13 protein-coding genes are annotated in these 20853 nt (G+C 46.3%); 4 read left to right on the forward strand and 9 right to left on the reverse strand.

From position 1 onward, the window contains the following. Positions 1 to 128: 128 nt before the first annotated feature. Positions 129 to 326 (forward strand): hypothetical protein, encoded by a 198-nt coding sequence (locus AB1656_02365; protein ID MEW6234207.1) that lies wholly within the window; start codon positions 129 to 131, stop codon positions 324 to 326. Positions 327 to 440: 114 nt separating this feature from the next. Here AB1656_02365 and brxL read toward each other — a convergent pair whose 3' ends face one another. The 8 genes from brxL to AB1656_02405 all read right to left on the reverse strand — a co-directional run bounded on the left by brxL (position 441) and on the right by AB1656_02405 (position 14301). Further along, complete coding sequence (brxL, locus tag AB1656_02370) at positions 441 to 2471, reverse strand: protease Lon-related BREX system protein BrxL (GenBank protein MEW6234208.1); 2031 nt, start codon at positions 2469 to 2471, stop codon at positions 441 to 443. Between the two features lie 9 nt (positions 2472 to 2480). Continuing rightward, a complete protein-coding gene (pglZ, locus tag AB1656_02375; GenBank protein ID MEW6234209.1) occupies positions 2481 to 5045 on the reverse strand; it encodes a BREX-1 system phosphatase PglZ type A in 2565 nt (854 codons plus the stop codon). 174 nt (positions 5046 to 5219) lie between these two features. Continuing rightward, positions 5220 to 5492: a HigA family addiction module antitoxin gene (locus AB1656_02380; protein ID MEW6234210.1), complete on the reverse strand. Its 273-nt coding sequence runs from the start codon at positions 5490 to 5492 to the stop codon at positions 5220 to 5222. Between the two features lie 14 nt (positions 5493 to 5506). Next, entirely contained in the window at positions 5507 to 5791 is a 285-nt protein-coding gene (locus AB1656_02385) for a type II toxin-antitoxin system RelE/ParE family toxin (GenBank protein ID MEW6234211.1), read from the reverse strand. 61 nt (positions 5792 to 5852) lie between these two features. Beyond that, the gene (pglX, locus tag AB1656_02390) at positions 5853 to 9269 is read right to left on the reverse strand and encodes a BREX-1 system adenine-specific DNA-methyltransferase PglX (protein MEW6234212.1); all 3417 of its coding nucleotides are present in this window, start codon (positions 9267 to 9269) and stop codon (positions 5853 to 5855) included. A gap of 321 nt (positions 9270 to 9590) precedes the next feature. Beyond that, the gene (brxC, locus tag AB1656_02395; GenBank protein MEW6234213.1) at positions 9591 to 13115 is read right to left on the reverse strand and encodes a BREX system P-loop protein BrxC; all 3525 of its coding nucleotides are present in this window, start codon (positions 13113 to 13115) and stop codon (positions 9591 to 9593) included. Positions 13116 to 13128: 13 nt separating this feature from the next. Next, positions 13129 to 13695 carry a DUF1788 domain-containing protein gene (locus AB1656_02400; GenBank protein MEW6234214.1) on the reverse strand — a complete coding sequence of 189 codons (567 nt, stop codon included), beginning with the start codon at positions 13693 to 13695 and terminating at the stop codon, positions 13129 to 13131. A 12-nt stretch (positions 13696 to 13707) separates the two neighbouring features. Next, positions 13708 to 14301, reverse strand: coding sequence for a DUF1819 family protein (locus AB1656_02405; GenBank protein MEW6234215.1), 594 nt, complete (start codon positions 14299 to 14301; stop codon positions 13708 to 13710). A gap of 406 nt (positions 14302 to 14707) precedes the next feature. Here AB1656_02405 and AB1656_02410 point away from each other — a divergent pair, with 406 nt between their 5' ends. From AB1656_02410 to AB1656_02420, 3 genes are read left to right on the forward strand one after another with little or no spacing between them, the layout of a single operon-like run. Then, entirely contained in the window at positions 14708 to 15769 is a 1062-nt protein-coding gene (locus AB1656_02410) for a DUF559 domain-containing protein (protein ID MEW6234216.1), read from the forward strand. After that, on the forward strand, positions 15766 to 16449 hold the full coding sequence (locus AB1656_02415; protein ID MEW6234217.1) for a hypothetical protein: 684 nt from the start codon (positions 15766 to 15768) through the stop codon (positions 16447 to 16449). Before AB1656_02410 ends, AB1656_02415 begins: the two co-directional genes overlap by 4 nt. Position 16450: 1 nt before the next feature. Next, on the forward strand, positions 16451 to 19696 hold the full coding sequence (locus tag AB1656_02420; GenBank protein ID MEW6234218.1) for an ATP-binding protein: 3246 nt from the start codon (positions 16451 to 16453) through the stop codon (positions 19694 to 19696). 57 nt (positions 19697 to 19753) lie between these two features. Here the strand turns inward: AB1656_02420 and AB1656_02425 are convergent. Then, positions 19754 to 20853: hypothetical protein (locus AB1656_02425; GenBank protein MEW6234219.1), on the reverse strand; the 1100-nt coding region annotated here is incomplete at its 5' end.

A 20853-nucleotide genomic window follows, 5' to 3' on the forward strand; every position in this document is an offset into this window, starting at 1 on the left:
ACTACAATTCAATGTGTATACTATATTGATAGTCATAGATGGGATAAGGAAATTTGTAAAGGGGGAAATTATACAATCAATTATTTTTCGACGACTCTTCTTACTTCAGGCGGCTGACCTGTTACGACATGACGAAGTCTAACGCTAATCCGAAAGAATGGCAAGCGCGCCTAGCCTACAATCCAAATATGGAATTCTTCATCCAGGCGGTAGATGCTCTAGGCAATGTGAAATACCTTGACAACCAAGGCCAATACTACAAACCCGCCCCGCCCACGAGTATCGATTTCTATACTTGGCTGAAATTATCGGTGGAAGGATATTAATTGGCTAAGAATGTTATGGAAAGGCAGGGGCGGCTTACATAAAGCTGCCCCTTGTTTTATAGTGAAAAAAGTATATTTGATCGAAATACTTACAAAAAAAATCTTTGGAAAAACCTAAAATCTCCCCACGGCTTTCCTTACGGCGTCTTCCGGCGAGTTATAAAAGTTGATTTGGAATTTGGAAAACAATTCGGGCGGGACGGTATTGATATCTCCAGCGTTGCTCATGGGCAGCAGGATGCGTTTGGCTCCGGCGTCGTGACAAACTTGCAGCGCATCCGCCAGATTATGCGCTTTGACGATGGTTCCGCCAATAGACATCGAGCCGAGGATGACCATCGATTCTTGAACTGGCAAATGGAGCGCTCCCGAACAGAGCGTCGCAAAGGCGATAAGGGTGAGACTTGAACTTGGACCAACGCCCTGTAAATCTTGGACATTCAAATGGTAGTCCCGTTCTTTGACGCTGATCTGAGTACTTACATTTTTGGCGTTGGCTTTAAAATAATTAAAAGCGATTTCGATAGATTCTTTCGCTTTGCTGCTCGATCCCAGCCCCGATTTTTCGTATTTGCCCGATCCTTTAATGACTTGTAATTCCAATTTATAAATCCCGATCCGTCCCGCATCTCCTGCAAAAGCGCCGAATAGATGTCCAGGTTTCCCTTCGCCTTCGGGTATCAATTTATCGCCGCCCATTTCCGGTACGGATACATAATACTCTTCTTGGTTTTCATTCTCAATATACGAGAAATTTACATCGAAAAATTCCATGCCTTGAATTTTTTTCAGTTGTTCCTTTACTCGCCTTCGTCCCACTAAGGCGTATTCCAATAGTTCTTTCGCCTCTTCTTTAGCGCATTCTCCCGATGGGAAAATTAATTTCATCAATCCAGAAAAGGTTTTATTTACGGCGATAATATCTCGCTGATTCAAATCTTTACCCATTGAGAAATATTGGCGAATGACATCGGAGAAATTCCGTTTCCGCATTTCTCGAAAGTATTCCGCCATGTAATCGACGATGAAGCCATACGAATCCGTGAGGAATTCCGGCCTCATCTTGGGCACTTCCCAGCCTGGAAGATAATAGTGCATCCGGTCGAAGAAGGCGCTATCGTTGTTCATCGCTTCAGGAAACGGAGCGAAAAGGTGGGATGTCGCCAATAATGATTCCAGCGACTGATTGATATTGCCTACAAACACCAAAGAAGCTTTGGTGTATTTTTCTTCTTTTCCTCGGGCGAACGAACCGGAAGACATGTAATCCTTCATGATTTGGACGCCGTCTTTGTCTTTGAATGTTATCCCCGCCACTTCGTCGAATGCTACGGCGTCCCATAATCCCACCAAACCGATGGAACGATTCGCCATGTTATAAAAAAGGTTGGCGACAGTAGTTTGACCACCCGATATTAGGATGGAATTGGGGGAAAGTTCTTTATAAACGTGTGATTTGCCCGTACCGCGCGGCCCTAACTCGCAGAGGTTGTAATTGTTTTCCACGAGGGGAATCAAGCGGGCTAACATGTGCCATTTCACTTTTAGTTCTAGCTTTGACGGCTCCATTCCCGTAGAACGGATCAGCGCATCTATCCATTCTTCTTTCGTAAACGCCTTGCGCCCTTCGAATATCTCATGGATATCCATGTTGGGCATTTGAATCGGTTTAAGATTTTGGATGACGAACGGGCTGGAGTTTTTATCGTCTTCATCCACAAAATATTCCATTTGCAGGATGCACCAAATGCCCCCGCCCAGCAGTTTTTCGAATCGGCGGATATAGTCGGGCGAGACTTTGACGCCCGTTAATCCCAAATTGGAAAACGCCGCTTCGTAAACATCCCTTTTTTCGTTCAACCGCACGGAAAGATGATCGATGACGGAGTAGCGTCCGGTTTCGCGGATTTTCGACTTGACTTTTTCGGCTTCATCGGGGCGAATGTAGTTGTCGGAGAGAATGGATTTAACTTTTTCAAGCCCCGCTTGAATATTCTCGTCGTCATCGGTGGCGCAGTACATGCCCAACAAATATTCCAATACGTAAACAGGGACGTTGTTGTATTGCTTTAACAATTTCGTGAGGTCTTTGCGAACGACTCGTCCGGGAAAATGTTGATTGAGTTTTTGATCTAGCGCATCCATTGGCGTTCCTTAAAAGTCGTCGAAATCGCTCGCAATCCCTACATTGACCTCAAAGGGAATGGTTTGATATTCCATCAGCGTTTCTTTATCGAATAAACGCAAGACATAATTTCCGTTAGGGACGCCGCTCAATAATTTGAGGCGTATGGCGAAGGTTCTTTCTTCGGCGCGATCCGAATCGCGATCCGCAATGATTGACTCTTCGGTCGATACTTGTTTTTCCTTATCCCCCATACCCCATAACGAGAGACTTAATGTTCTTGGCAGCATTTTTAGCGATACTTTTTCGTTTTGGAAAAAATTCAACGTAAAAATATTATTGGTGATTTTTTTGGTTGTATTAGTCAATGTTACGTCCACCTTGCGGGCTTCTTTCGCTTTGCGCGATTCTTTGCGGGCGTGAGCATACTGCAAAACAGGGATGACGATTTCCTGCAATGATGCGCCGCCGTGTACGTAATGAATTCCGCCCGGATGCTTGAAGCGAATATTCCCTCGAGGCGTATAGGCAACAAGATTCGAATCGGCTCCGAAAATGTAAGTCATTGGGATTTGCATTGCGCCATCGACGGGAACGCCTTTTTCGGCCAGCAAATAGCGCCGATTGCCGATGAGGCCGATGATACCCGCCTTTTCGATTTTATCGCTCTCGTTGATTTGACTTTTTTGAAAGAGAAAGCCGTGATCGGCGGTTACGATGACGTTGGTCGTATTCAAGGAGTTGACGATTTTCCGGACGGCATCCACGATTTCGCGAATGGCGTTATCCGCCACGCCGAAAAGTTTCATTTCCGTTTCGGGTTTCTCGCCCATCGCGTCGATGACGTTGTGATAGACGTAAACAACGCGGCAGTCTCGTACAAGTTCCCTGGCCTCCTCTTTGGAAGCGGATAGAAGATCGTTCAACTTCATCGCCGCCGAGTTGGGGTAAGCTTTTTTGAGGATGGCATCGCGGTTGGACGTTGAACTGCTGTCAATCCCATCCACGTAGATTTTCCCATTTTCTTCGAACGTTGTGGTTTTATGAGGCAGCAGCGTAGCCATCCCCAACGCCGTCATGGAGGGTATGCTGCCCAGCATATATTCTAGCGTAGTCTCTCCCCGCAGTTCTTTTAACAGCTCCGTTTCCAACTCTTTAGCAATTTCGAAGCGCAGCGCATCCGATATGATGACGAAAATCTTCTCCCGATCGTTTTTTTCCAGGACATTATTTTTGATATAGAAACGATAAAATTCCCTTTGCGGACGCACTCCATCGATCGACCACTTTTTAGTCATATTCTCCGCGGCGGCGTCCGACCAAATGCAAGTAAGATTTTCCAAAAACCAGTTGCAATATAAGTTATCTATTTTGGGGGCTAGGTCTTTTAGAATGTCATTGGTTACATTGTCGTAATATTTGTAAAAATGACGATACAACTGATCGGCTTGATAGTAATCGGCGGCGTAACGCTCCATCGTCTCGGCGAGGGATAATTGGGGAAACGCACCCGTAAACCGCCGCTTGAATCGGAAAAGGTTAATCGCCGCTTCGAGCGCCATGTAAATGTCGGCGAACATGCCATGCCAATGCCCGGTCTTGCGGACGGCGCTCCAGGAAAGCCAGGTCACGTAATCTTCTTTGTCATCCCGCAGCCCGTTGACGATTCCCCGGATGACAATCTTATCGAAAATGGGAAACGCATCGACTTCCAGGCAATCTTCGGGCGGCCAGCCCTCCATCTGCTTCTGCAATTCCAATTCGTGGAAAATTTGCTCGGACAGATAATCGTAGAGCGCCGCGTGTTCTTTGTGATTTTTCCAATTATCCATCAGCACGCGGGCGTTGTTGCGTTTGGGAAGCATAAAATGCGTCCAGCCGCTGGGTTCCTTTCGTTTCAATTGCGCAGCGGCGACGGTCAGAAGCAGGCTGGAAAAGAGTTGCTTCAGCGTGGGGGATTCGGATTCGCAGCCCAGGTATTCTTTTACGAATTGCCAAAAGACTTTATCGCCCGGATGTTTGGCGATCTGCAGAAAGCGCTCGTTTTCCTCTTCGTCGATTTTATCCAGGAAGACGGAAAAGAGGATGGATTCGAAATTGGCGATCTTGCATCGGCATACTACCGCCATCATCGCCAATTGAATTTCCCGCTCGCTGGTTAACGGCGCATCCAAATCCTTCAGCGCCTGCCATCGGGCTTTGTTGTCGAAGAAGGAGATGTTCTCGTGGATAACGCTCTTCAGCTCTAAATTTTCGATTTTCAATTCCCCCATTACGATGGAGGCGCGGTCGGCGTGGAATTTTTCCGAGTAGAGCAGAATATCGATCAGCCAATTCTGACTGTTTTCCGGTTTGGGAGCGGGGGAATAGACGACGTAATGGGAATGCGCATCTTTGACTTCCAGTGTGTATTTGATTTCGAAATAATTGTTATCGATAATCAAGAGTTTGGCGGAACCGAAGTCGATTTTATCCAAATCATCCCGAAATTCGCCTTCGTCGTCGTACCAAAATAGAATGCGGCGCTTGTAGGACGGCGGCAGAGGGGCTTGAAAACGTTTCGCCAGCGCTTCGCTGATTTTGTCGAGATTCATGATATTAGACAAATTCCCTTCGAATATGGCGCTTATCCCATTCCTCTCCCACGATTGGGAGAGGTTAGGTGAGGGTTGATTTAAGTGAACCTAAAATCCCTCGAAGGGATTAATCAAACTGGTGGGCTACGCTTTGCTTTGAGCCCACCCTACGAATTTCTTCCATGCCTAAAGTCAGGATGCGATTTTTAATTCGTCTTCCAATTTTCGCCGCGCTAGCGCCAGATCGTATTGCGTTTGCAGATTCATCCAAACTTCGGCGGACGTCCCTAAATAATTCGCCAATCGGATCGCCGTATCGGGCGTGATCGCGCGCTTGCCCGACATAATCTGGCTAATGCGGCCCGCCGGAACGTTCAATTCTTTGGCGAGCCGGTTCATGCTCATGTTTCGCGCTTCCAGTTCGTCCTTCAATATCTCGCCGGGGTGGGTTGGTATGCGATTCATTGTTTCGCCTCGTTTCATGAGTGGTAATCGACAATCTCGACGTTATAGGCGTTTCCTTCTTTGAATTCAAAGCATAGCCGCCAAGGTCCGTTCAATGAAATTGCCCATTGTCCTTTTCGATTTCCAGTCAATGGGTGCAAATGGAAACTTTTTAGAGGAGGGATATCCGATAAACTATGAGCGGCGTTTAAATAATCATGCCGCTTGTACGCCAATGCGCGATCCACCGAGCGGAATTTCCGCACCTCTTTTCCAGCGAAAAACTGCTGCGTCTCTTTGTCTTTGTACGATTGGATCATATTCCATTATATTACGCTTTACGTAAAACGTACAGCCGTATTTCATGTTTTCTTGAAATGGTTATATTTTAGCCGTCAATTCCTCGAATTTGGCGTAGTTGACGGCGACGCCGTCGTCGAGGTCGATCTCGATTCGCCTGTCGGCGTGATGGCGCAGTTTTTCATCGTATTGGCGCATCTCTTCCTGCTGTTTTCTCAAGCGGGCGATTTCTTTTTGGGCGGCTTGTTTTTCGCGGGGACTTTTGGCGTTCTCTTGGCCGCCGTTGGCCGTTCCTTCCAATTGCTGCAAGCGGATTTCGATCTTGCCTTGCAGTTCGTGCAGGTAATCGGTGCGCATCCGCGAGAGGGTGGACGCATCATAGCGGTGCATGTAAACCAGCGCGTTGAAGGCTTTCAGTTTGCCGGACGTGAACAGCCAATAGATGGGGCGCTTTTTGTAGGTCTGAACGTGGTCTTTATAAAACTGGTTGACGAAATAGCGGCGGACGCATTCCATCGGCGTTTCGTTATTCTTCTGTCCCAGCGCGGCGGCGATGAATTGCAGGTTTTCGTGAAAGGATTCTGAGCCGAAGGCCGCTTTGAGAAACTTCGCAAACCGCCCCACGATATCGTCTTCGAAATAATCGGCGTCGAGGATGGGGATGATGTTATCCATATCGGCAGGGAAGGTTTTATACTTGCCAGGATCGAACTCGCCGCCCGCGTAGGCGAGACCTTCCTGGCCGAGGGAATAGCGCCCCAACATGCAGCCCACGGCGTAGGAGAGGAACGACTTTACGTCCCGCTCCCGGTTGGCTTTGCGGATGGTGATCTCCTCGTCGGGAACGTCCGGCGTCAGCTCGTCCTGCAAGCCGTAGATATCGATAAAGATGCGGTTGAGTTCCTCCTCGTTGGCTTTCAGTTGCTGGAACTGTTTCTCGGCGAACGACGCCCAATTCTCATACGCCTTTTGCATCGAACCGTCTTCTTTATGCTTCAAGAAGGGATGCGCAGCGAAATCCCAGGAAGTTTCGAAGGAATCCCAGTCGGTTTGGGAGTAATTTACATTATTTTTAGTAATTTCAATAATAAACTCTTTTTCTTCAATTTCGATAATAGGTACTTTTGAAACACTTCCATTACCAAAATGCATTGTAGGAGAAAGCAAATGAATAAATTTTTGAAATACTTTTGAATTCATATAAGAAAGAATTAAGTATAAATCAATTTTCTTTGTAAAAATACTCTGCCCTACAGTATCAAATATAAACCCCTTATTTGATAATCTTATATGAAATAAAGAAACAGTAATTTCTGACCATGTTAAACCTTCTTGAAAATAATATTTAGTATTTCTTATTACCGCTTTTGGTTTGAATTTACAAAGTTCATCTCCATCATTTTTCCAATTCACAACAAATTCATTATTGCCATACCATCGCCTATAATCACCGCCTTTATTTAAAGGAAACCATTTCAAACCGCTTACTTTGGCTTTCTCGCGTGAGCCAAAACCAAAACCGATATTGTTAATACAAACCTCAAACCATAAACGCAAGAAACGATCATTATCAGCTGTAGCTAACCCTTGTCTTGGTTCCGCCACATCCCCAATTTTCTGCGAGTTTTGGAAAATCTCCCGAACTTTGTCGCTGACCCAATAGGCGATGGGGGAGCCGGGGATTTTTTGGAAGTCGGAGGTGCGGGCGGAATAGCGGTATTTGACGGCGGGGTTTTGGATGGCTTCATTGAACGCCGCTATATGCTCGTCATAAGATCGTACATGAGAAAGATCGAAAAATTCTCCCTGCAAATCATCCTTGGATTTCTTCAGAATGAACGAAACCAATGGAACAAAAGCCGAATCGAAAAAGAAATGATATTCGGGCTTTACCAGGCTTATGATAGAACTATGTTCGACAATATGTTTCCTCAACCATTCGTAAGATTGGATAAACATCCACACGAAAGGCGTAACCAGCCCGATATACCCGCCTTCTTTAACGAAAGAAAACGCCCGTTCCGTAAACGCGGCGAACATATCCGATTTCGTATTCGGGTAATTTTTCTTAAGAAAATCCCCCAATAGATCGTTCATATATTTGCCGCCGATATAAGGCGGGTTGGTAACGGCGAAGTGATATTTCTTTTTCAGTAACTCGGATAGTTTCATCAGATAATCCAAGCGGGGCTTGGAATAATCCGTAAACATGTCGTCGGCGCCAGTAACGAATTCGGGCTGATCTAAAAGCGAGCCTGCATAATTCTGCTGCGGCTGAATAAGGGAACCATAGACTTTACCGTAACGAAAATCGCCGATCAACTGGGTGTAAGCGACTTCGAACGTTTCGATCCCTTGCGAGTCTGCGAACGCCAGCACGTTGAGATGGATGTTTTCCTCCAAAATCCTCCGCGACTTGCTCCTTGCCTTCATCATCAAGGCGAAGCAAGCCAATTGAATCGCCCGTTCGTCGATATCCAGCCCGAACAGGTTTTTTTCCAAAATGAGTTGAGGAATCTCCCGCTTGTCGTACCCTTGCTCCAAGTAGATTTCATAAAGCAGATCGAAAGCGTAAACCAGAATATGCCCCGATCCGCAAGCGGGATCGAAGAAAGCGATCTCCTCAGGCTTGACGCCTTGCAGAATCTTTTTCGCGGAGGCGTCCTCTCTAGGCGGGATGTAATATTCCATCTTTGCGGCTAGTTGCGATGACGGATGGGCTTCCAGCCAGGCTCTGCCCAAACTGTTATCCACCATATATTGCACCAGCCATTTGGGAGTGAATAACTGCGTGACGACGGGTATCTGATCGTTGCGGTATTTCTTCTTGGCCTTAATGGCCTCGTCTTTCTTCTCGGAAATGTAATATTGATACAGCCACCCGATAATCTCCACTTCCCGCCAATCCTCTTCGGGGATTTCCTCCACCAAGCGCTGCGCCGCCGAACCCGTGAAGAGCAGGTTGGAGGGAAACAGCAGTTCGGAATAATCGGCGACGCGCTCGAAGAGAAAGGGAAGCTGCCGATGCAGAGCGTTGCATTGGGCGATGAGCAGGAGTTTGTAGAGTTCCTCGTCCTTATGCGCCTGTTGCAGCCGGTAGACCTCGTTCTTATCGATGGGCAGGTCCGCCTCCAGCGCATGAGTCAGCAAATCGGGCTGCCTCTTTTCGTGATCGCGCGAAGAAAACGCCCGCAGGCCGAGATAATCGTTGACCTCCATGAAGCGCAAAGCGATGAAGCGGTTGAACCAGGTATAGGCGATCTCCTCCATCGCGGCGTCGAAGCCTTGAGATTGAATCCGCTCGATCAGCCTGTGCCGCTGCTCTTTGATCGCCTTGCTGTGCACTTTGCCCTGAATGACGGCGCCGTCGGACGATTCCTGCTCAATCTCGTAAATTTTCGCCTTGCAGACGCCATAAAACGCCGCCCGCTGGCTGACTTGTTCCAGCAATTGAAGACGGGCGTTGATGGCGAATTTCTCGATGGATTTTTTATTCATGGACGCCTACTCAATAATAATGCTAGCGCGATGAAAGACTAAAGGGATCTATTTCTATCGTTGTTTGAATCACGAAAACGCGAAAAGGCTCGAATTCCACGAAATTTTCGAATCACGGATATCATGGATTCTTTTAAATTCCACGGAAAAAACCTTTTCATGGCGCGATCCCTTTCGTCAAACTGCTATCCTGTTTTTTTTGAGGTTTTCTTTTTTATTTCGTGTTTTCGTGGTTCGATGCGACGATAATCATAATTGACTTCTCTAACTTTTCATCGCGCGTAACATGAGTTAATAAAACAAAATTTCCTTGCCCTTCACCTAGTAAAGCCTGATTTCCTTATTGTCTTTCAAAATATCTTCCAATTCCATGCGCACCTCGCCAAGCCACCGATCGAGTTCTTCCTGGCTGCGGATTGTCTTCGATCCGGCGACCAGCGATTTCAGCGGTACGTTTTGGATGGCGGGAGCATTATTATCTTCATCATCATCCCCATCCCCATCCAGTTCTTCCATTTTCTTGAGCGCCCGATCGACCATCATTTCTAAGTGTCCTTCGACCGCCGCCGCCTGATTGCAATCCTGGTATTGCTCCAATTCCGCCGCTAAATCGTCAAAAGGCTTTAAAAATTCCGCATGAAGCGATTCAGCCACCTGATGGTTGAACAATCCATCGGCAACGACGGCTCTCTGCAACGCTAACAATTCTTTCTTTTCGGAAATTTGTTTAGCGAGCTGGCTCTTATAATCCTTCTCGACAGCCTCCATCAGCGAGGGGATATCCTTAACCTGGCTGTAGGGTTGGGGAGAAAGCAAAATGGACTTGATTCGATCCAGTTTGGCTTTGGATTCCTCGCTCAGATAAAGCCGGTTGCGCTCGAAGCGGCTCAACTGCGCCGAAGCCTTATCGAATATCTCCACCTGGTTGGCGAAGAAGCCGAGAACGGGCTGCAAATCGTCATGGAGGCCGAGAAGATCGCTCTCCCGGTTTTGAATTTGCTCAAAGAACGGCTTGTTCTCTTTGACGGCGAGAAGGCTTTCCAATAAGGCGGCGTCTTTATCGACGACGTCTCTTCCCGGATAGGGATGTTTCTGCTTCCGATAATGCTCCCGCAAACCTTGGATATATTTCAAATGGCGATCCAGCAGGGCGCGGATTTCGGCGGCCAATTCGTCTTCGTCTTGCGGATAACTGGCTTGACCCGTCAATTCCTTGACGATTTTCTTCACCTTTTCCTTGAGGAGCGAATCCACCGCTTCCCGCAAAGTGAAGACCGTATTATCCGCATGGGAAGCTTTGACGAGATAATCGTACAGCGTTTTATCCTTGCGATCCTTTATTTCGCCGCCGCAGCGGGGCGTAATTTTTTTCATCACGATCAGCCGCGCCGCCAGTCCCGCAATATCCAATTCGCCCCAGCCGAAGGGTTTGCGCGTGAATTTATTTTGCAGGATTTTAAGGGTGATTTGATGGTTCATGCGGTTTTCGGTTTCGATGAACCGTTCCACTTCATCCAGCGCCAGCCGGTTGCTTTGCATATCGAAAAAGGCGTTTTCTTCGATGTCGTTCGCTTGCAGGATGCGCGAAACATCGCTGGGATTGCCGATAGGCAATGTGATATAATGGAAATATTTGTAGATATTTTGCACTAAGTTTTGCAGAGCGAACAACATAACGTCTTTGGAGGATTTAGCGGAACAAGGAATAACCTGGCCGCCGGAAAAGATTTCCGCGTTTTTGACGGCGTCTTCGATTTCTATTTTAATGCGCTGTTTCGCTTGCTCCGCCTCGGCGCTTTTGGAATTCAAAACGTTTTGCAACGCTGGGGGATTGCTCATGGAACTTTTCTGGCGCAGATATTTCTCGATTCGTTTGACGGCACCAATCTCATCGAGATAGGCGGCGGACGAAGGCAGGCGGAGAAAGACGAAATCTCCAAGTTCGATCGTCTTCGCCAGGAACGTCATCCGGTCCATATCATGCCAGCTATGATTGGGCGTAATCACCCAAAAAGTAATCTCTTTGATTTGCGTTCCGCGGATTCGATTATCGACTTTCTTGTTGAACTCAAAGGGATTGCGGTTCTTGTCGTATACGAATTTATTCTCTTTGTAGATTTCATCGAAAACGGCTTCCAAAACGTACTCGGCGATTTCCGATTCGTCTACGTCGACCTGTTTGATTTCCCGGTTCACGTCCTGCTCTTCATGCGTCAGAAAGGCGTACTCGTCCCCATTTTGATTAATCAGCGTTTCCGCTTTCAGCCTTTGCAAGGAATCCGTAATTCGTTTGCGGAGTTCGATCTTGTCCGCGTCGATATGATCCAGCGATAGAGTCGTCAGGTTTTCGATATTAGGCCGAACCTCTTTCACGTACTTAATCATGAAAAGGATTTTCAATAAATCGATATCCTGCGGCTTCAAATAAGCGTTGTCGTTTGCTTGAAGAAAGACGCGGCGAATATTCGAATCCAAAAACGCTTCCAAGGCGTCGTAAAAAGCATAAAGAGGAACGAGCGCCCCCTCTTCTTTTTCTCCAATGGATATGGCCGCAGACTGAAAAGCGCTGAGCATGGAGCGTTCGCCTTCGGACAGATGCTTTCCCGTCGCTCCCATAAGGCGAATCTGCTCGAATACTTTTTGCAGTAAAGCGAACTGGTAGGGAATAAAAGGATAGAGATCGGCGAATTCTTCCGCCGTGGAGTAGGTTTTCATTTCCGCCGTATTCGTCGAGAAAGAAATCAAGTTTTTGACGATGGCGCTCTTGCCGCCATAAAAGATTTTAAGAGTCTCTACAGCGATTTTGTTTTTTGTCAAAAGACGCTTCTTGATGACTTCGTCCGTATTGGCGGAAGATAGATTCAAGCGGGTGGCGAATCGCCCCATGATTTTCGAGAAATCGTTGCCTTTGACCCTCTCTTTCGTAAGCGAGTCGATGGCTTCTTGCGAGGTGACGATAATCCAGGCCCGGCCATGAAGCAGCTTGCCGAGATCTTCCGTAACGGTTTGGAGATTCAGCATCAAGTCGGTATTGTCGCCGACGTACTGACCGGCTTCGTCCACGAAGAAAACGATTTTATGGTTGGGACTTTTGGCATCGCAGTATTCTTTAACGTTCTTGCAGAACTTTTCGATGCTTAGGCTGAAACTCTTCTCGCCATCGTCAAACCACTTTGCCGCTGACTCTTTCGACATTTGAGTAGATTGGGAAAGCGCTTCAACGATATTGTCGCGATCGTAAAAGAAAGCGTCCCGGCCTTCTTCCCAGGATTGGCCCGAAATCTGCGGATAGGTTGACTTGAATCCATCGTAGGTTCCTTCTTTCCGCATGATACGTTCCATATCCGCCAGCCAGGAAATCTCCGCGCTTAAGCCTTGATGCTCGTTGAATACTTTATTGAACACTTCGACGATGGCGTCCTTTTTGGATTTGCTGTCCGCCGAAGCTTTGGAATCGATGTTGAAGATAATAACCTCCAAATCCCCTTTCGACGCCGAGCGCGCCATATCGCCGTAAAGGAGGGGATCTTCAATCTTCTCCTTAAAATAATCGAGAGCGCTCTTTCCTTTGACGCAACGGTTTTCCAAAAGATAAGATAAAATCTTCAAAAAGTGCGATTTGCCAGAGCCGAAGAATCCCGAAATCCAAACCCCCATTTTATCCGTTGGCGCATCCAACGATTGAGTAAACGATTCGTAAAAATCGTGAAAGTGTTTGTTGAGTTCTCTGGTAATGACGTATTCGGAAAGCTCCTGCTGGATTTCGTCCTCCTGTTCATGACCAATAGTGATGACGCCTTTGATATTTCGCTCAATTGGCTTGGCGAACATGTCGAAGATTTTCATGGCGGATTCTCCGTTAATCGATGAGATGGAAGGCGCGGTAATAATTATCGTCTTTGAATAAGCCGAACAATTTCAATTCCCGCTGGTCGTATTCGCCGGGGAAAAACATCAACAAAGGCTGCTTGATGATTACGTTGTGAAGGTTGTTCAAAATATTATGAGAGCGCAACAAGGGAAAGGATTTTCCAACGCCCGTGAGAAAAACGAGTCGAACGTCATCCGCAATCCTTTCTTTGATGATTTCGACCAATGCGGCGGATTTGAGAATCGGCTTCAACCGCCGAATGATGGAATCGAATCCAGATTTTTTTTCATCGGGTGAAATTTTTTCCAAAATCTTCTTTCTCCCCAATATTTCCAGGATCGCTTCATAAAGATCGATTTCGATGGTTTTTATATTGACGGCGGGATTATTCATTTTGGCGAGCAGAATACTGATATATTCCCGGACGATCATTTCATCCTTGGGAACATAATCAAAAATATAAAATCCGATCTCATTCCCCAACCCCCTATTATTTAGAAAGCCGGGATCGCTGATTTTGGGAAAAATTAAGTCGAGTTTTTTATCGATATTCATTTTGTCAATCCCCTAAACCGTTATGCATTCAATCCATTCTTGCGGAAAAGAAGAAAAGAGCGCTTTTTTGAATTCGTCATTGACGAAAAATTTTCGCAGCGCCAAATTCTTACGGTTTTCAATTATGCCAGATTGATAAAGAATCTGTATGTAGACCTGATATAATTTTTTTATTGTCTTATCCATCCATTTTTGAACTTCTGAAACCGTCTCTCGCTTTTGTTCAAAGTAATATCTCAAATCTCGTTCGCGCAATTTATGCGCAGGTTCCTTTATTCTCTCAGCGACGACTTCGATAAAAAATTCACGGAACAAACGATCCGCCCTAACGATAACGAACAGGTTCGTTATTTTTGCTTCTTGAATCGTCCCCTCTGCCAGCTTAACCAGGAGGTCATCATTCAGTTTGCCGAGCCTTTTATAGATCGCATTAAATCGTTTAAGAATGCTTTTGGCGTTCTTATATTGAAAAAGGTTCGAATCCAGGATTTCCTTCAAGGCTTCATCTTTATGTAATTTCTTCAGCATTCCTTTAGCGACTTCTCGCGTTTCAAACAATAAAAACGGATTCCCCGTTAGATTTGCCGTGTATAAGCGCTCAACCATTATAATTCCGCTTCAGTCAGCCATTTATTTGAATTTCTCATCGGTATTTATGATTATTACGACCTATTTGAAAATCACAAGATATAGAATTTTGTTTTTGGTATGATTGTTTATTGGATGATCGCATTATTTCGCAACATGAGGCGCAATTTTGATTATATATTATGCATCTTGAAATGAAGATTGAGCCGTAAAACTCATCCGCCGTTCTCACAATTCATTTTCCCTAAACGCGAATTCATCGCTCAAGAAAACGCTTTCCTACGCTTATCTATCCACGTATTATATTACCGAGTTTTTTGGTAGGCTTATTATCGCTGAATTTTTATATCTCCAACATTTACATATCTAGCAGAATTTTATATGATAATTTGGAACAAGATTTCGACATCATTCGGAGTAGGCGATGCTCGCGAAAATTTTCGATTCCATTCCAAAGGGAGAAGTAAAAGTTTTTGCAATTCCCGCTGAGGCTTGGCATTTTGAGGAAGCAAAACAAGCGGCCGCCGAAATGAATTATCGCGTAATCGTTCTCGATTGCGCGTCTATTCCCCCCGTCGAGCCATTGATTGATTATTTCCTCCGCGAAATTTCCAAAATCGCTTTGGCTATCTGGCCGCATTGGTTTGACGTTAGCAATCCTATAAATTTAATCCAACGCAACGTCGCGGCTCGCGATCATGCAATGGAATCCTATATTAAGGAAGTCGTTTCTACTTACACTGATATCTCCAGGGAATGGCTCAAAGACGCTATTGAAGCCTGCCATCAAGAAACGTCTCCTTATTCGGATCATTATCCAAAAGCGCTCCAAGCCAAATTCCTTGCTAAAGCGATTCATCCCGACCGATTGACGATCGTCATTCAATTAGCGGGAATCCAAGCGGCGCAAGGGCGTTTATACGGGCTTATCCGAGCGGCGGAGTGGATCGCATCGCAAACAAACGCCTCTATCGCTTTGATAGCCGATCGGGAAATCATCGATCATCCAGAAATGTCATCCGCCATTCTTGGTTCCATCGAGCTAGAGAAAATCGGCGTTCCTCTTCCCCCAAAAGAATTCATTCCAGAAAACAAATCGGCGGTTTGGCCGATCATCGGAATCCCTCATCCTTTGAGTCCAGGCGAACAACTGTTGGCTAAACGAATGCAGCATGATGCTGAACTGTCTTCCCTATTCGGCTTTAACCAGCGTCTTCAAACCGTTAGAAACAATTACTACATTGTCGATATGCTTTGGAGTGAAGAGCGCCTCATCGTCGAAGTGGATGGATATCGATATCACAGCCATCGTGCGGCTTTTCTTAATGACCGGCAGCGCGATTACGAATTCATCCTAAGCGGATATCGCGTCTTGCGGTTGGACCATGATGAAGTGATTAGCGATGTAGAATTAGCAATGGATAAAATCCGGGATGTCGTCCGCTTTTGCCAAGAACATCCCATAGTAGAGAGGATGCCGAAATGACTTTTTCACCCAATCCGTTGCAAGTTTTGCTTTTATGGAAAATGATTTTTATGAATTACGAGCCTGGCTTTTCTGAAATGAAGCCAAACCTGGACGCCCGCCGCCGCGAGGAACTTAAAACGGCTGGTTTGATCGATTACGAAAAACGGCCTAAAAAATCGAAGAAAAAGACTACGCCTGTGAATCATGTGGTTTTGACGGACGCGGCGTGGGATTGGGCGGTCAAAAACCTCGACGCCAAAATATCGGATCGTTCCCCTGTTTCCGGTCCCGTTTTACATTGCGTTTTGCTGCATTTAAAGAATTACATTCAACAAAAAAACTCGTCTTTATATGACTTCCTTCATCCTCAATCAGAAAATCAAGAAATAATTGAGAAGCCACACGTCGTGAATATGATGGAAGGCAGCGAATCTGCCGACTTAAAGTCCAGAATTCGTTCCGCCTATTTTCATTTCACAAATAACCAAACGCATATACGAATGAGGTTGGCTAAACTGCGCGATGTTCTCGCCGATGTTCCGCGCGCTGTTCTGGATGCAGTGCTGCGCGAGCTTAAGCGCGCGGAAAAGATATTTCTATTTCCTTTAGAAGACCCCCAGGAAAAAACGCCCGCTGATGATGAAGCGGCGTTGCTGGAAGCAGGGCGAGTGAATCACGTTATACTCTTCGAGGAGTAAAATGAACAAACTCACGGTTCTCAAATCGGTCGATTTCGATTGGACTTTGCAACTCCGAAACGTATGGAGCGATTCGGTTCCGCATGTTCCCGAATTGCATCAAGATACTCGCGAAGGATTTTTGGAAGCTGTCGATCATTTAGTGCAAACCAAAGATGACTCCTCGCCATTAGGAAAAGTCATTTATGGTATGCCGGGTTCAGGAAAAACTCACCTGCTAGGTTCCATTCGGAAGAAAACATTCCAAAAGAATCAATGGTTTATTTTAGTGGATTTGACCGATGTGAGCGATTTTGAAGAAACGGTTCTGTTAGGCTTCATAGAATCACTGCAAAGGAATTATCATGAAGGCCGTTTGCAATACGAAGCCGTATTGGATCGTTTCCTCGAACGGTTGGGTTATTCGTCCGTTTCGCTTACCACATTGTCGCGGCTTCCAGAGAAAGAACTGATTAAAATAACCACGCAATTAATTCATCGATTGAGAACCAAACAGCCCATTGACATGCAAAAACATCAGGATGTTTTTCGGGCTTTGATCTATTTTCATTCGAAAAATCCTGCCCTATCCGATGTAGGCTACAGCTATCTTTTCTGTTTTAATTCGGATGAAGAACAGTACGGCCAATATGGATTTATGCGAAATCCGCACAACTATACGGATATAATCAAATCGCTTTCCTGGATCATGAGTATAGGAGGAGTGACAGTATTAGCATTGGATCAATTGGATGCCATTGTAACACAACACCATTTATCTAGCGGAACCAGTGGCGAGTCGAATTTGAATAACGAACAGAAAAAATCCCGTGCCATCATTGAAGGAATCGCCAGGGGCCTATCCGCTCTCCGCGATCAAACTTGGCGATCCTTGATTGTCTTAACTTGTTTGCCTAGTACTTGGGATATTCTGAAAAATAAAGCCCTGCAAGCCAGTACGGATCGTTATGAAATCCCTATAATACTCAAGGATGTAAATGTAAGCGCTATTGCGGAAACTATTATTCGGCAACGTTTGGATCGTGCGTATCTAAAACACAATTTTATCCCTCCCTATCCAACCTGGCCTTTTAAATCTGGATCGTTCAATACCCTGCTTGGAAAAACGCCTCGCGATATTTTAAAGGCATGCGATCAGTGCCGCCGCGAATGGATCAAAAATGGCGAAGTGAAGGAGATTGAATCGTTCGATCCTTCCTTACATGTAGAAAAACCGAATTCGCTCGAAGTACAATTCGAGGAACTAAATCAAACTTTCGAATCGTTAAAAGGCAGCCCATTTTCCAATAATTTTCTGGATGAAGCCGAAGAAGACAATCGACTGGGCAATATTATGCAAAATGGCTATCGCTTTTTGCTAAAGGAATTTTCGATTCCCGATGCGATCGACGCGGTTTTGGATTGCGATTTTCCCAGCGGCAAGCAATATCCCCCACTTCACGCTCGCGTACGCCTCGTGCATCGCACCGAAAACGACCGGGAAGAGCACTATTGCATCCGCGCTCTGCTTCGTTCCAACGCCAGTTCCTATCGCGCCCGCTTGAAAGCGGCGATGGCGGCGGCGGGCATCGATCGCGATTTGTCCTTTCGCTGCTTGCGGTTGATTCGGGATAAAGATGCACCCAGCGGCGCGGTTACGCAGCAACTCACTCAGGAATTTTTCGAACATCAGGGAAAATTCATAAAACCCTCGCTCTCCGATTTGCATATAATTTCGGTTTTGATGGAAATAGAAAAAAATTTCCCCACCGATTTTACTCCTTGGCTGGAATGTAAAACTCCCATGTCCACATTATCTTTGATGGAAGACGCCGTTGCTTGGCTGAAAGGAAAAATCCTTGCAACAAAGAAAGAAGAAAAACATAAAACCGAAACGCCTCCAACCGACACGCAATCTCCGTCTTCCATACCGGCAAAAACCATTGCTCAGCCGCAACCTCAACCACCATCGCATCCACTCTCCGAAACGAAACGCATTCCGATTGGAAACCGCTGGATTGGCAACCAATTGCAGGAAGAGATTCAACTGGATTTGCTATCATTGACCAAACATACGGTCATTCTAGCCGGCGCCGGTTCGGGGAAGACGGTATTAATGAAGCGGCTGATTGAAGAAGCCGCTCTGGTTGGAATCCCCTCCATTGTCATTGACGCCGCCAACGATCTGGCGCGACTCGGACAGCCCTGGCCGCAAACTCATCCCGATTGGAAAGGGGAAGACGCCAGCAAGGCGGAACGTTATTTTCAATCCGTCGAAACCATTGTCTGGACGCCTGGCCGAGAAATGGGGAATCCCCTTTATTTGTCGCCGCTTCCCGATTTTTCCGCCGTCAAAAACGATTCGGACGAATTGAACCAAGCCATTTATCTCGCTAAAGACGCGCTTAAGGAAATAGTTGCTTCCGGCGCGTCCGCCAACGCTCAAAAGAAGTTAGGGATACTCTCCGACTCCTTGAGATATTTCGCCCATCACTCATGTGGATCGTTGGAAGATTTTATTGAATTATTATCGGATCTTCCGCTAGAGGCGGGGGCGGGAATTTCAAATTCGCAGAAATTCGCATTGGAAATGGCCGATCAGCTGCGCGCCGCCATTGCTTCCAATCCCTTGATGAAAGCCGCCAATCGCCCTCTCGATCCCAAAATTCTCCTCGCTTCGCCTTACGGAAAAACCCGGATATCAGTAATTAATTTTATTGGATTGCCTAGCATGGAAAGTCAACAGGAATTTTTAAACCAACTCGCGATGACGTTGTTTACTTGGATCAAGAAAAATCCGGCTTCTGCCGATAAACCCTTGCAGGGACTGCTTGCGATAGACGAAGCTAGGGATTTTGCTCCATCAGGGAAATCGACTTCTTGCAAAGAAAGTCTGATCCGTCTGGCGGCGCAAGCGAGAAAGTACGGCTTGGGACTTATCTTCGCCACCCAAGCCCCTAAATCCATCGATCATAATATCGTAGCCAACTGCTCAAACCAAATTTACGGCCAAGCCAATGCCCCCGCCGCCATTCAAACGATCGAAGAACTCATCCAACAAAAGGGCGGTTACGGACAAGATGTTTCGAAACTTGGAACAGGAAATTTCTACGTCTATTCTGAAAAGATCAATGGGGAAACGCCGAAGGCTCCAATAAAATTCAATGCGCCAATCTGCTTAAGCCATCATCCACAAAGCCCAATGGATGAAAACGGCGTATTGGAATGCGCTCGGCGGAGCATACATCTAATCAATATTTTCCAATGAAAAACAGGGGCAGCCTGGCATCAGCTGCCCCTGCATTCTCATAATGGTTATCGCAAGTTAAAATCCTTCCACCGATAATTTCAGCCAGGTGTAGAAATCAATGCTCGTAGGCGGGGCGGGCTGGTAGTATTGACCTTGGTTGTCCAAGTATTTCACGTTGCCTAGAGCGTCCACGGCTTGGATGAAGAATTCCAGGTTAGGATTATAGGCTAGGCGCGCTTGCCATTCTTTGGGATTGGCGTCCAATTTCGCCATGTCCAACGCTTTCCATTCGCCTTCGCCGTTCGTATAGGTTTGGATGACGCGGTACAGCGCATTTCCGTCTTTATCCCAGCCTTGAACGCTGATTTGCGCCTCGTTGTCGGTTTTCATAATCGGTTCGGAGATAGTAGGCGTTATGGAATCCGTTTTCTCTCCAGTGTAGTAGGTGCTGTACTTGACTTCCTTATACAAGCGTTCCGTTTGTTTATCCTTATTGTATTGTCCCGCGATGAAGACGAATTTTTGCAGCGGTGGAATGCTGCCTTGCTGCGGAATAGTGTTTACTGTAAATGGTATGGCGGGGAAATATCCTGTCTTATCTAAAACGCCTTCGTTGACATTTTCATCGCCCCATGCTCCGCCTTCTATGACGGGATCGAAATTCGATAACGTGACGTATTTGGCCGATTCCAACACTGCTCCTTTGGGGAAGAAACTTTCCGCTCCCGTATAGAAGCCTATTCTTGGCTGGATAGGTTCGTTGACGTTCGTTTGCGTGACGCCGTTGAAGGCGTAATAGCGTCCGGCTCCGGTTTGGTTTTCTTTCATATAGTTGTCTTCCAGGGCGGCTCCCAGTTGAACTTGGAAGAGGTTTCCAGTTACGGCTTTCGGCTCCACTTTCATCGGCTTCATCGCGAACGGGCTTTTGTAAGTTTTTTCCGATAGCGGATTGACTTTGCCTGCTTCGCAGGAGGTTACCCTAAACATCGGCAGTCCGTACAGGATCATCCCCGACAGCACTTTCGCGTCATCGTTGATATTCTGTTTTACTTCCTCCAAACTAAGATTCGAATCCGCTAGGCCGTTGCTTTCGTTGAGCCAGTATTCACGCTTGGCTTTTTGATAAGCTTCTCCTACAGTCATAGATGCCGTGCCCGATATCAGCGCATCGATGA

Source organism: Candidatus Omnitrophota bacterium, assembly GCA_040755155.1.
Taxonomy (GTDB): domain Bacteria; phylum Hinthialibacterota; class Hinthialibacteria; order Hinthialibacterales; family Hinthialibacteraceae; genus JBFMBP01.